The sequence below is a fragment of the Hyphomonas sp. genome, assembly GCF_041398465.1.
GTDB lineage: Bacteria > Pseudomonadota > Alphaproteobacteria > Caulobacterales > Hyphomonadaceae > Hyphomonas.
The window spans coordinates 193,774-206,327 of the sequence record NZ_JAWKUS010000002.1; the positions used below are offsets into that span (position 1 = coordinate 193,774).

A 12,554-nucleotide genomic window follows, 5' to 3' on the forward strand; every position below is an offset into this window, starting at 1 on the left:
TCCTCTGAACATGGGTTGTATTTGCCAACCCCAGTGCCGCCTTAGCTCAGTCGGTTAGAGCGCTAGATTGTGGATCTAGAGGTCCCCCGTTCGAACCGGGGAGGCGGTACCATTTCTTCCGGGCATTTTGCTGCGATACCCTATATTTTCAGAGATCGATTGAACGTTTTTCTGTCGCGGGCGTAATTTGACGAGCTAGACGCAATCTGTTGCAAAAGGGCCGCGGTAGGTAGGAAATCCCTGCTGTTCCGGGGCTTTCTCTCTCAAAAGGGGCTCGCGGCGAGAGTAAATAGAGTTTAAATCAGGAATCATCGGGTTTGTTGCCCGTTTGAACCTGCGGCCGAGGACAATCCCGTCAATCGGCACACAAAAGGGGATAGAGTATGAAGAAAACTCTTATGTGCGCGACAGCCGCGGCCGCTTTCGCGACTGCCGGTCTCGCCGCTCACGCGGAAGAAGGCTGGTACGGCCGCGCCGATGTCCAATATGGATTCTCCGGCGATCTGGACCATGACCCGGAGGGCAAGAACCTTCCCGGCACGCTTGAAGGCAGCTCGGACGCCGACGAGGACCTTGGCGGTCAACTCGGCCTTGGTTACAGCCTGAGCAACGGCTTTCGTTTTGAAGGTACGCTTGGCTTCCGCGGTGGCGACCTTGATGTCCCAGCCACATTCGGCCCAGGCGTTGTCGGTGTAACCTCCGATCCGCACGGCACTGTGCAGGTCGCTGATCTCATGCTGAACGGCATCTATGACTTCAATCGCGGCGGTAGCCTCCAGCCCTATATCGGGCTTGGTGTCGGCGCTGCGCGTGTAAGTGCCAAGGCCAGCAACATCAACGTTGGAACGACGGGCAGTTTTGCTGCTGCAAACGGTTTCAATGGCGACGACACAACCCTGGCATATCAGGGCCTCCTCGGCCTTGGTTACAAGGTCTCTGATCGTCTGACGCTGGATCTCGGCTACAAATACTTTGTTGCTGACGACCTGCGCTACGAAGCCAATCCGCTGGATAGCAACCCACGGTATGACGCGACCCTTACGGAGCACCTGGCAACGGTAGGCCTCCGCTACGCATTCGGCGCAGCTCCGCCACCTCCGCCGCCTCCGCCGCCGCCACCTCCGCCTCCGCCGCCACCTCCGCCGCCACCGCCACCTCCGCCGCCGCCGCCGCCTCCGACAGAGGTTTCGACCGCTCCGGAAGTCGTGTGCTCGGATCTCGGCCAGAGCTTCGTGGTGTACTTCGAGTGGGATCGTGCAGATCTGACGAGCCAGGCTTCCGCCGTGATCGATCAGGCTGTCGCGAACATCCAGTCTGAAGCAAGCTGTGCTACCAGCTCGGTCAGCATCGCGGGTCACACCGACACGTCGGGTGCCAGCGCCTACAACCAGCGTCTGTCTCAGCGCCGCGCTGATATCGTTGGTCAGGCTCTGATCGCCCGCGGCATCGATGCTTCTCTCATCACCGAAGAAGCCAAAGGTGAAACCGATCTGGCTAAAGCAACGCGCGATGGTGTTCGCGAGCCGCTGAACCGCCGTTCGGAAGTTGTGATCACCGTTCAGTAAGACGGTACACAAAAGAAATCAGGAACGGCCCGGCCTTGAGCTGGGCCGTTTTTGTTTTGGCCTCCAGCGCAGGCCTTGCCGGAATTCGTTTCCTGTGAAACCAAGAGCCATGATTGATCTGAGCACTTTGAGCCATGAAGATGAGGCGGCGCGAGAACGTCTCTATTCGCGCGCTTCCAACATGATTTCCCAGACGCAAAGCTGGGCATCCATCAACACAGGCAGCTGGAACGTCGAGGGCTTGCGGAAGCTGGCGCCTATCCTGGTAGATGCGTTTTCAGAGCTTGATGCTGAGGTGCGCCTTGAAGCAGGTGATCCGTTTGAGGCGGTGAATGATGCAGGTGAAACCGAGGCGACTGAAACCTCTTCGGTTATACGTGTCTCCGCCCGGCCAGACGCGCCGGTTCAGGTGATCATGTCGGGGCACTATGACACTGTCTTCCCGCCTGGAACGTTTGAAACGATTCGTGATTTAGGTGACGGTCGTTTGAATGGTCCCGGATTGGCGGACATGAAGGGCGGTCTCTGCATAATGCGAGAAGCGCTGCTGGCGTTTGAATCTGGTCCGCTGAAACACCGGCTTGGATACCAGATTGTCATCACACCCGACGAGGAGATTGGAAATTTCGCCAGTGCCCGCGCGCTAACTGAAGCCGCACGGTCGGGTGCGCACATCGGCATGACCTACGAACCATGCATGGACACAGGGGCCATGTCCGGTGGACGAAAAGGGTCTGCTGTTTTCGATATTGTCTTGCATGGCCGTGCCGCTCACGCTGGACGGGCGAAGAATGAAGGCCGCAGTGCGATCGAAGCAGCTGCTGAACTTGTGGTCGGACTCGAAGCGCTAAACGGTCTTCGAGATGGCGTAACCCTAAATGTTGGCTCCATTGATGGTGGAGGGCCGGTGAACATCGTGCCCGATCTTGCGATCGTACGGTTTGGCGCACGTGCTCCTGATGCAGATGCGGCGGCTTGGGCGACTGAGGAAGTTCAACGCCTGTTCGCCAAGGCAACAGCGCGGGATGGAATTCATGGCCATCTGCATGGCGGCTTCTACAGGCCACCAAAGCCTCGCAATGCCGCCCAGCAGGCATTGTTCGATGCAGTCCGGGAGACCGGGCAGGCGATCGGTCTTGATCTGGTATTCGAGGACACCGGCGGTGTCTGTGAAGGGAACAACATCTTCGCGGCAGGTGTTCCAAACGTCGACACGCTGGGTGTTATGGGCGGGCGTATTCATTCCAACGAGGAATATGTGCTTACGGATAGCTTTTCAGAACGGGCAACATTGTCGGCGCTACTTCTCAACAGACTGGCAGATGGCCGGCTGGACGGCGCAGCCATCAAAGCGCTGATGGATCGCTGACCATGGCAGAAAACTATGTGATGCGCCCTTCGCGGCTCGGCGATCTGCAATCGCTGATCGAACTGGCCGAACTGTCCGGACCCGGATTTACGAGCCTGCCAGTTGATGTGCCAATCCTTCGGGAACGTTTGCAGAAGTCAGATGACGCCTTTCTTGGGCGCCTCCATCGCATAGAGTACGGCAAATATCTCCTGATGATGGAGGATGCTGGTACGGGTGAAATTGTCGGCTGCTCCGCGGTGAAAGCAGGCACCGGCATTGACCAGCCATTTTTTAATTATCGTGTCATAACATTGGCGCAGGCAAGTCAGGCCGCAGGAAACCTCCGTTTTGACATGGATGCGCTGGTCCTAACCAACGAATATGTGGGGTATACGGAGGTCGGAACGCTATTCCTGAAGCCAGAGCACCGTGGTGGTGGAGCAGGGCGCCTGGCAGCTCAGTCGCGTTACTTGCTCATGGCAGCAGCGCCTGAGCGTTTTGGCGACAAGGTGCTGGCAGAGTTGCGGGGCGTGGTGGACAATGAGGGACGCTCACCATTCTGGGAATGCCTCGGCCGGCACTTTTTTCGAATGGATTTCACCGAAGCGGACAGGCTATCAGCTACCACCGACAACCAATTCATCCTGGACTTGATGCCGAAGTACCCGATCTATGTAGACCTGCTTCCCCCCGAAGCTCGTGAAGTTATCGGCCGGTGCCATTCCGACGGTGTGGGGGCATATAAACTGTTGCAGTGGGAAGGATTCGAATTTGACCGGACAGTCGACATCTTCGACGGTGGGCCGCTGGTCACTGCCCAGCGCCGCCATATCCGAACAATACAAGAAAGCCGCTGCGTGCGGTTCGAAGTCGGTGACGTCGCTGATGACCCGGACGCAAAGCAGGGCCTCGCGACAAGCGATACGCTTTCGGAGTTTCGGGCGAGTCTCGCAAACAGCATTCTGAAAAATGAGGACACCGCTGTGATGAGCTCTCATACGCTCGAACTTCTCAAGCTGAAGCCGGGAGCAGAAGGCCGGATCTGGCAACGGAGCAAGACGTGATGGATGGTGCATATATAGATGGCCGCTGGCAAACCGGGCATGGGGCGCATTTCCAGAATTTCTGCCCCGCCACCGGTGACGTGGTCTGGGACGGACAGGGGGCAGATGAGTCGGATGTTCAGACTGCGGTAGCATCCGCCCGAAAGGCTTTCCAGCATTGGGCCAGCTTGCCGCAAGGTGATCGGACTGCGGTGCTCGAACGTTATGCCGACGAAATCGCAATGCGTTCAGACGCAATTGCGGAAACCGTCAGCCGGGACATGGGCAAGGTGCTCTGGGAGTCGAAGGCCGAAGCCGCGACCATGAAAGCCAAGGTCGCGGTCTCAATCGCCGCGCAGGTGGAACGGGCCGGCACAAAATTCAGTGCAGCGGCATTCGGTTCTTCACATCTCACGCATCGGCCGCATGGAGTCATGGCCGTCTTCGGTCCGTTCAACTTCCCCGGACACCTTCCGAATGGACATATCGTTCCGGCATTGCTGGCCGGCAACACATGCGTGTTCAAACCATCAGAGCTTGCACCAGGTGTCGCTTACCACATGGCCGAAGCCTTTGCCGCAGCGGGCCTTCCGGAAGGATGCCTGAACATCGTTCACGGCGGACGGGAGACTGGTGGCGCTCTACTGAACTCTGATATTGATGGGCTTTTGTTCACCGGATCAGCTACAACCGGTGTGTTCTTCCACAAACATTTTGCCGGGCGTCCGGAAGTTATTCTTGCTCTCGAAATGGGCGGAAACAATCCGCTGATCATCTGGGATCCTGCAGATGTTGATGCTGCGGCTGATATTGCTGCCCAATCGGCGTTCCTTACGAGTGGCCAGCGCTGTTCATGCGCAAGACGTGTCATTCTGCCGGAAGGGGCATGGGGAGATCAGGTCGCAGAGGCAATCGTTGCCCGGGCCGAAGGGCTATCCATTGGTGCCTGGAACGAAGATGGCATGTTCATGGGGCCGTTGGTTTCGGAAAAGGCTGCCGTGAACGCCGTTGAATTTCAGGCCATGTTGGTCGCTCGCGGAGGGCGGGCATTGAAGGAACTGAAGCGTCTGGACCGTGGTGGCGGCTTCGTATCGGCGGGTGTAATCGATGTCAGCGATGCGATCGATATTCCGGATGAGGAATTGTTTGGTCCGGTGATGCAGATCACTCGCGTGGCCGATTTTGAACAGGCGATCATCAGGGCGAATGCAACCCGCTACGGCTTGTCCGGTGGTCTTGTCAGCGATGATGATGCGCTCTGGGTGAAGGCTCATCATGAAATGCGGGCAGGTATCCTGAATAGAAACCGGCCAACTGCCGGGGCGAGTGGCTCCATGCCGTTTGGCGGGCCTGGCCTTTCCGGGAACTTCCGTCCAGGGGCTTACTACGCAGCAGACTATTGCGCTTGGCCGCAAGCGAGCCAGGTCTCTGACAAAGCGGTTCGGATGAGCGCGCAGGGGTTCCCGAAGTGAAGGCCAGAGAAGTCAACTTTGATGGTCTGATCGGCCCGAGCCACAATTACGGCGGACTGTCTGACGGAAACCTTGCAAGTTCCCGCAATGCCGGTGATGTCTCCAATCCTAGAGAAGCAGCTCTGCAGGGGCTCGAGAAAATGCGTACCCTGTTGAAAGCAGGCCTCACGCAGGGGCTTCTTCCGCCATTGCCGCGTCCAAATTTCGACTTTCTTGTTTCTGCCGGGTTTCATGGCAGTGACCGGCAGATCATTGAGCAGGCCGCCGCACGGGCACCGCGCTTGTTGAAAGTCGCCTATTCAGCCAGCAGTATGTGGACGGCAAATGCCGCTACCATCTCTCCAGCGGCAGACACGCAGGACAAGCGTCTTCATCTCACGGCTGCCAATCTTTCCACGATGCTGCATCGCTCTACAGAGCATCCCGACACAACCGCATCTCTTCAGGCCATTTTTGGTGATGACGAGCATTTTGCCATACATGCGGCGTTGCCGATGCATGCGGACTTTGCCGACGAAGGCGCAGCGAACCATGTCCGCCTGTGCGCGGCGCATGGTGATCCCGGTGTGGAGTTGTTCGTCTACGGCCGTGAAGCGGGAGAAAGCACAGCAGGTTTTCCAGCGCGGCAAACAAAACTGGCAGCGGAAAGCATCGCGCGAGCCCATGGTCTGTCGTCAGACCGGACTGCTTTCATCCGGCAATCTTCTGAAGCTATCAATGCAGGCGCCTTCCACAATGACGTGGTTTGCGTCGGTGCCATCGACACACTGTTCTTCCACGAGGCAGCTTTTGAGGACACAGCTGGCACGCTGCAGAGTTTACAGAAAGCCGCAGACGGTTTGTTTGAACTGAAACCTGTCATGGTCCCCACTTCCGAGGTTTCTCTCGAAGACGCCATTCGATCCTATTTGTTCAATTCACAACTGCTCGTCATGCCTGGAGAGTCACGCCTGGTTCTTGTTGCGCCGACAGAAGTTCAGGAAACAAATTCGACGCGAGCGTACTGTGAGCGATTGGTCAGTGGCAACGGGCCGATTGGCCGGGTTGAATATGTCGATGTCCGGCAGTCGATGAGGAATGGAGGCGGACCCGCCTGCCTACGCCTGCGGGTGGTTATGACGGATGAGGAAATTGCTGCCTGCCACCAGGGTGTATTGCTGAATGAGGAACGCATTGACTCTCTGCAAGCAATTGTCCGGAAGACCTACCGTGATCGGCTTGCGCCGGAAGACCTCGCAGATTTGTCATTTGCCGATGAGTGCCGAACTGCACGAGAAGCATTGCTTGATGTGCTCGATCTGAAGGAACTGGCATGATCCGTCTCTACGATTACTGGCGCTCTTCAGCGGCTTACCGCGTGCGCATCGCCCTGAATATCAAGGGCGTTCCGTATGAGCAGGTGTCGGTGAATCTCGCTCCGGGGGCTGACGAGCAGAAATCGGATGACTATCGTGCCGTGAATCCACAAATGCGGGTGCCTACGCTCGAAGTAGGAGGGGCGCGGGTCGGTCAGTCTACGGCGATCTTCGAGTGGCTGGAGGAAACCTATCCAGATCCCGCGATCTTGCCTGCCGATCCGTGGGAACGGCTTGAGGCGCGATCATTCGCAAACACGATTGCTTGCGATATCCACCCTTTGAATAATCTTGCAGTCTTGTCGACGTTGAGAAGCGAGTTTGGCGCCGACGACACCACAGTTACACGCTGGTATCATGATTGGATCCGGCGCGGGTTCGAAGCGTTGGAAAAGTTCGCCTCTGGTCAGGACAATGGCAGCTTCCTGTTCGGTGATTCCCCGACGATCGCGGAGATTACTCTTGTCCCGCAGATCGCAAACGCGCGCCGTTTTGATATGGACCTTTCGGCCTTTCCAGCGCTTCTGAGGCTGGATGCTGCCTGCATGGAACTTGATGCCTTCAAAAAGGCATCGCCCCAGGCAAACAAACCCACCTAGTCGCGATTGTTCTTCGTTTCGCGCCGCTCGTCGGTGTCACCCGGGCGGCGGATATCGACGATTTCGACTTCTTCCAGGTCACCGAGCGGTTCGGCCATGGGGGAGGCATTCGCTTGCAGCCATTCCTGGAACGCTGCTGCTGAAGCTCCAATGTCAGACTCCGGCGCGAGAACCGCAAACCCGCCATCCCGAACAGTTGTCACGTCCCGCACGCAATCTCCGCTCTCATTCAGATAATCCGGGCAGTAGGTTTCAACCGGCTGGTCGGGATTTTCCGTAAGCGCCAGAGAATCCGGATTTTTGCCTACGCGGTAAAAGCCACCAAAGCGTTCCGTGAGGTCCGGCTCGAACTGGATTTCAGCGAGCAAGGCGTCAGGCAACGGGGTATCTGAGGCGATCACCAGGGCGCGGCCATGATTGTGCTTTCTGAGATAGATCAGAAAGGCACGGGCCAGGTCGTCACCTTTTGCGTCGGCGCGGTAAAGGGGGGCATACACCGGGCCAATGGCGGAGAGACCATCTTCGAGCATACGTCCCTGGAGGCGCGCTTTTTGTTCTTTCTTGTCGAGTTGCTTTCCGGTGCGGCCCTGCAATTCAGAAGCGCTGTCCACGAGAAAGACATCGATTGCCCAGCCGTCCTGCCAGACGGCCGGCGGCGTTTCTTTGGGAATGACGGCCCAGCTGGCATAGTCAGTATAGCTGAGTGGATTCACTTCGATAAAAGGTGGCGGGGATATCACGGTCCGCCAAAGCCAGGCGCCCAATCCAGCAACAATAATTGCGGATGCGATCCATAGAGCAGGTTTCTTCATTGTGGCGTGTCCGGTTGCGGTTGCGGCTCAGCCACGTGATTGCAACGCGAGAGCCAGCCCTGAATAGCGAGGTTGGTCGACAAACAACTGCGCAATTGTGGTGGTTTTTAGGTGGTCCAGCAGGCCGTCTGTGGAAAGGTCCATCTCTCCTGCCTGAATGCGGGCACACAGGTCCCGGTTGAGGGCGTCCAGAGTCGTTTCCCGATCGGCATCGAGTAGGGCGACCAGCCGTGCCTTCTCCTCGACTTCGGCGCCGGGCCGTTGCTCAAGTTCACGCAGGATTGTCGCCAGAACATTGGAGGCGACCCGGGCATGAAACGCCGCGTGCCCGGTCAGCTGGGGCGAGGCCGTGTCATCGATGAAGCGTTTCACGGCTTCGACGAGTTCAGCCGTTGAGGGGGCGTCATGCATGTCAGCGCACTCCTTCCAGCAGGTTTACGAGGTCGATCTCGGTTTCCGAAACCCGGCGGCCGATGGCGGCCCGCTCAACGCTCGGGTCAGCGCCTGAGCGGAAGGCCTCGTACATGGTCATGCACATGATGCCCCATTTCAGGCTACCCATCATCTCCCACCAGTCGATATCCCGCGGAGTCAATTTGGGACCGCCTGCAGCAGCATAGGCGTCCAATAGGTCTGAAAGTTCGCCGAATCCGCCAACGCGCTTGTCGGCATGTCCGAAACGCCAGGAATTCACGCAAAGCCAGGCGATGTCTTCGCGCGGATCTCCGATATGGGCGAGTTCCCAATCGAGGACAGAGGCAAGACCAGTCTCGGACACCATCAGGTTACCGAGGCGGAAGTCTCCGTGCACCAGGACGACGGGCAGCGCTGCTGGAGCGTTTGCTTTCAGCCAGGAAATAGCCAGTTCGAACACCGGACGGGGCAAATTGTACGCCCGGTAGATCGATTCATATTTTTCGAGCTGAGTTAGCCCGTCGCTGACCGGCAAATCCGGCAGTGTATCGAGCGGAATAGAGTGGATACCGGCAAGCGCTTCGCCGCATTGGCGGGCGAGCACGTCACGCGCACCGGCAAACTCGTCGTCGCGCAGGATCTTCCGGCCCAGCGTTTCGCCGTCGATGCGGTCCATCACGAAAGCCTGGCCAAGCTCAGGATCGTCCTCGAACACGCCGAGAACCGGAGGGACCGGGACGCCCGCTTTCGCGGCGTGGGTCAGAAGCGTCGCTTCCATTGCCAGACCGATGGCCTGAGACGACCGGGCTGCTTCCACTCCGCCCGGCGCCCGCCGCAGAATCATGGGCATTTCCTGACCGCCACTGGAGACGTTGAAAGCCCACGTTTCCTGGCTTGCGCCGCCGGAAAGGCGCTTGAGACCGCTGACTTTGATGCCGGAACCGAATTTACCTGTGGCCCAGGCCTCTAGCGCGCTTGTGATCTGTTCGTTACTTCCCATCTTCGCCACAATTGCAGGGAAGAAAGGTCGCGCCAAGCTCTTCCCTTGCGAGAGCATGACGCGCGGTCGGGAAGGAGTTTCATTAGATGGCCAAGAAGCCAAAAAAGGACATGGGCATTCTTGAGGTGGAGAAACTGCCTCGAGTGAGTGCCTGGGCCTGGCTGCGTGCGCGCTTCTTTGCCGGGATGGTAATTGCGCTCCCGATCGTGGTGACGTTCGCGATCCTGCAATTCTTCATCAATTACATCGACCAGCGCGTTGTTCCGATCCTGCCGGAATCCCTGAGGCCGGAAACCTATCTGAACTACGCGGTTCCGGGATTTGGCGTCATTGTGCTGGTCCTGTTCCTCACCATACTCGGTGCGATCACCACCAACCTGCTCGGCAGATCAGTCGTCGTGATCACGGATCGCGTGCTGAGTCAGATTCCGATTGTCAGAACCGTCTATTCTTCCTTTAAACAGCTCGTCGATGTCTTCGCGAACAATCCGACGGAACAGTTCCGTGAGTGCGTGCTGATCCAGTTTCCCAGAGCGGACAGCTGGTGTCTTGGCTTTGTCGCCGCCCCGGCGAGGGGCGAAGTCAGGACGCACCTCAGCGAAGAATATATCGGTGTGTTCGTGCCGACGACGCCGAACCCGACCTCGGGCTTCATCATGTTCGTGAAGGCCGAAAACACGATCAAGCTGCACATGAGTGTTGAAGAGGGCGCGCGCATGATCCTGTCGGCTGGACTTGTTGTCCCTGAGCATCCCGATGTGAAGGCCGCAATCGATGCGGCGAACAGCAAGGCTCCTACGACAGAGTCCGGGGAACCATCAGCTCCCGCGCCAGACGGAGCGCCCGGCCCCGAACCGACTCAAGATCAGGATCCGAATTGACGAGGGCTTCGGCATCCTTCGCCGCAATGGCGAGGAGCGCCGCGTCCTTCGACAAGTCGATCACCCGGTAGTCGGTCGCGCCTGCCTGACGCAGGCCCAGAATGTCACCCGGCCCCCGCAGTTTGAAATCCGCTTCAGCGATTTCAAAGCCATCATTGGTGCGCCGTAGCGTCTCGATCCGTTCGCGGGCCATATCACCTAGAGGCGGGCGATAGAGCAGCAGGCAATAGGAAGGCTTGTCGCCGCGGCCCACGCGGCCTCTCAACTGGTGGAGTTGTGCGAGGCCGAACCCTTCCGCCCGCTCGATGACCATGATTGTCGCTTCCGGCACATCGACACCGACTTCGATGACGGTCGTTGCGACCAGCACGCGTGTGGCGCCGGTCCGGAAGTCTTCCAGAGCTGAGTCTTTTTCCGCAGCTTTAAGGCGTCCGTGCACCAATCCCACGGGCACTTTCAACTGCTTTGACAGCATCGCATGGCGCCCAACAGCGGTGGAGTCGTCATCGTCGATGTCCACTTTCGGGCAAACCCAGAACACCCGTTCGCCGCGTCCGATGGCGCGTCCGACGGCATCGACGACTTCGTCCATGCGCGTGTCGGGAATGGCACGCGTTTCAACTGGTTTTCGCCCGGCGGGCTTTTCGTCGAGAATGGAGACATCCAGGTCGCCGTTCACGGCCTGCGCAAGCGTTCTCGGGATGGGAGTCGCGCTCATGACCAGCATGTGCGGGCTCTCGGCCTTGCCGGCGAGTTTCATGCGGTCAGCCACGCCAAACCGATGCTGCTCATCCACAATCACCAGTCCGAGGTTCCGGAACCGGACAGCTTCCTGGAAGAGGGCGTGCGTTCCGGCGACAATCTGGATGGAGCCATCGGCAAGCCCCATCAAGGTCGCTTCACGGACCGTGCCTTTGTCGCGTCCGGAGAGGGCTGCGACCGTATAGCCGAGAGGCGATAAAAGTCTGGTCAATGTTTCGTATTGCTGCCGCGCCAGTACTTCCGTTGGCGCCATGAAGGCGGACTGAAAGCCCCCAGCAGCCGCTTGAACGGCTGCCATCGCACCCACAAGAGTCTTGCCCGCACCAACGTCGCCCTGGAGCATCCGTCTCATCGGAGACGTTCCGGCCATGTCCTCGGAAATTTGATCCGACGCCCGCATCTGAGCGCCGGTTGGTGCAAATGGCAGGGACCGTATCAGTTCGGCGATCCGTTCATCGGCGTGAGGAATGGAAGGCGACGAGCGGCGTTTGCGCGCCATGCGGGCGAGCGCGAAGGCGCTCTCCCGGGCCAGCGCTTCGTCATAGGCGAGCCGTTCCCGCGCCAGCGCGAATTTCTCTTCGTCATAGGTTTCGGGCGTGTGCAGCCATTGCAGCGCTTCCTTGAACTCCGGCCATCGCTTGGCTTCCACCAATCCGCTGTCGGCCCATTCCGGCAAGTCGTCCGGCACGCGCCCGAGGGCCTGTTCGGCAAAACCATGCACGCGTTTATTCGTGAGGCCAGCCGTGAGCCCGTAGATCGGCTCCACAGCGGGCGGCAGGGGGCCGCGCGCGGGATCCACAATGTAATCCGGATGGGTCATCTGGCGTTCGCCGCGGTAATCCTCGATGCGTCCGGAAACGACACGCTCCTTGCCCATTGGGAACTGACCCTGCAGCCAGCGTCCGTCTGCCCGAAAAAAGGCAAGTGTCAGAAAGCCGGTTCCATCAAACAGCTGGATCCGATGAGGCGACTTGTCATTGTAGGGTGGGTGATAGGCGTGGACCTCACCTTTCACCGTTGCGACTTCCCCGAACTCTGTCTCGTCAATCGAAGCACGGACCCGCCTGTCGACCCAGCGCTCAGGCAAGTGAAGCAGGAGGTCCCAGACGTGCTCTCCGCCGACCAACCGCTCCAGAGCCGGCTTCAGCTTCGGCCCGACGCCCGAAAGGGAATCCAGAGGCTCGAACAGGGGGAAGAGTCGCTCGTCTCGCATTGAGGCGAACCTAAGCTGCGCCCCTCGATGGCACAACGCCGCTTTGATCCGGGGAGGAAAAGCCTTATGTCATTCTTCAGACCAAGG

Annotated in this window: 11 protein-coding genes and 1 tRNA gene; 8 read left to right on the forward strand and 4 right to left on the reverse strand. The window is 58.7% G+C overall.

Annotated elements, in window-relative coordinates:
- Positions 1–35 precede the first annotated feature (35 nt).
- From R3C98_RS07595 to maiA, 7 genes are all read left to right on the forward strand, one after another.
- A tRNA-His gene (locus tag R3C98_RS07595) sits at positions 36–112 on the forward strand.
- A 271-nt stretch (positions 113–383) separates the two neighbouring features.
- A complete protein-coding gene (locus tag R3C98_RS07600; RefSeq protein WP_371313519.1) occupies positions 384–1,565 on the forward strand; it encodes an OmpA family protein in 1,182 nt (393 codons plus the stop codon).
- Between the two features lie 109 nt (positions 1,566–1,674).
- Positions 1,675–2,934 carry a hydrolase gene (locus R3C98_RS07605; protein WP_371313520.1) on the forward strand — a complete coding sequence of 420 codons (1,260 nt, stop codon included), beginning with the start codon at positions 1,675–1,677 and terminating at the stop codon, positions 2,932–2,934.
- A 2-nt stretch (positions 2,935–2,936) separates the two neighbouring features.
- Entirely contained in the window at positions 2,937–3,980 is a 1,044-nt protein-coding gene (locus R3C98_RS07610) for an arginine N-succinyltransferase (RefSeq protein ID WP_371313521.1), read from the forward strand.
- The gene (gene astD / locus R3C98_RS07615) at positions 3,977–5,431 is read left to right on the forward strand and encodes a succinylglutamate-semialdehyde dehydrogenase (RefSeq protein WP_371313522.1); all 1,455 of its coding nucleotides are present in this window, start codon (positions 3,977–3,979) and stop codon (positions 5,429–5,431) included. The genes R3C98_RS07610 and astD overlap by 4 nt, the downstream gene beginning before the upstream one ends.
- Complete coding sequence (locus R3C98_RS07620) at positions 5,428–6,747, forward strand: N-succinylarginine dihydrolase (protein ID WP_371313523.1); 1,320 nt, start codon at positions 5,428–5,430, stop codon at positions 6,745–6,747. The genes astD and R3C98_RS07620 overlap by 4 nt, the downstream gene beginning before the upstream one ends.
- On the forward strand, positions 6,747–7,385 hold the full coding sequence (gene maiA / locus R3C98_RS07625; RefSeq protein WP_371314019.1) for a maleylacetoacetate isomerase: 639 nt from the start codon (positions 6,747–6,749) through the stop codon (positions 7,383–7,385). The genes R3C98_RS07620 and maiA overlap by 1 nt, the downstream gene beginning before the upstream one ends.
- On the opposite strand, the gene R3C98_RS07630 is transcribed toward maiA, so the two are convergent.
- The 3 genes from R3C98_RS07630 to R3C98_RS07640 are packed head-to-tail and all read right to left on the reverse strand — an operon-like array spanning position 7,382 to position 9,611.
- The gene (locus tag R3C98_RS07630) at positions 7,382–8,197 is read right to left on the reverse strand and encodes a hypothetical protein (protein ID WP_371313524.1); all 816 of its coding nucleotides are present in this window, start codon (positions 8,195–8,197) and stop codon (positions 7,382–7,384) included. The genes maiA and R3C98_RS07630 overlap by 4 nt on opposite strands.
- 27 nt (positions 8,198–8,224) lie before the next feature.
- Complete coding sequence (locus R3C98_RS07635; RefSeq protein WP_371313525.1) at positions 8,225–8,608, reverse strand: DUF6285 domain-containing protein; 384 nt, start codon at positions 8,606–8,608, stop codon at positions 8,225–8,227.
- A gap of 1 nt (position 8,609) precedes the next feature.
- Entirely contained in the window at positions 8,610–9,611 is a 1,002-nt protein-coding gene (locus tag R3C98_RS07640; protein ID WP_371313526.1) for a phosphotransferase family protein, read from the reverse strand.
- A gap of 86 nt (positions 9,612–9,697) precedes the next feature.
- Here R3C98_RS07640 and R3C98_RS07645 point away from each other — a divergent pair, with 86 nt between their 5' ends.
- On the forward strand, positions 9,698–10,492 hold the full coding sequence (locus R3C98_RS07645; RefSeq protein ID WP_371313527.1) for a DUF502 domain-containing protein: 795 nt from the start codon (positions 9,698–9,700) through the stop codon (positions 10,490–10,492).
- Here the strand turns inward: R3C98_RS07645 and recG are convergent.
- Complete coding sequence (gene recG, locus R3C98_RS07650; protein ID WP_371313528.1) at positions 10,407–12,467, reverse strand: ATP-dependent DNA helicase RecG; 2,061 nt, start codon at positions 12,465–12,467, stop codon at positions 10,407–10,409. The two genes, R3C98_RS07645 and recG, sit on opposite strands and share 86 nt — an antisense overlap.
- Between the last annotated feature and the right edge of the window lie 87 nt (positions 12,468–12,554).

Bases quoted from the DNA above. Each gene is read 5' to 3' on its own strand.
- R3C98_RS07645 (WP_371313527.1), top strand. From the start codon at position 9,698: ATGGCCAAGAAGCCAAAAAAGGACATGGGCATTCTTGAGGTGGAGAAA.
- R3C98_RS07640 (WP_371313526.1), bottom strand. From the start codon at position 9,611: ATGGGAAGTAACGAACAGATCACAAGCGCGCTAGAGGCCTGGGCCACA.
- recG (WP_371313528.1), bottom strand. From the start codon at position 12,467: ATGCGAGACGAGCGACTCTTCCCCCTGTTCGAGCCTCTGGATTCCCTT.
- R3C98_RS07630 (WP_371313524.1), bottom strand. From the start codon at position 8,197: ATGAAGAAACCTGCTCTATGGATCGCATCCGCAATTATTGTTGCTGGA.
- R3C98_RS07605 (WP_371313520.1), top strand. From the start codon at position 1,675: ATGATTGATCTGAGCACTTTGAGCCATGAAGATGAGGCGGCGCGAGAA.
- R3C98_RS07635 (WP_371313525.1), bottom strand. From the start codon at position 8,608: ATGCATGACGCCCCCTCAACGGCTGAACTCGTCGAAGCCGTGAAACGC.
- R3C98_RS07600 (WP_371313519.1), top strand. From the start codon at position 384: ATGAAGAAAACTCTTATGTGCGCGACAGCCGCGGCCGCTTTCGCGACT.
- R3C98_RS07610 (WP_371313521.1), top strand. From the start codon at position 2,937: ATGGCAGAAAACTATGTGATGCGCCCTTCGCGGCTCGGCGATCTGCAA.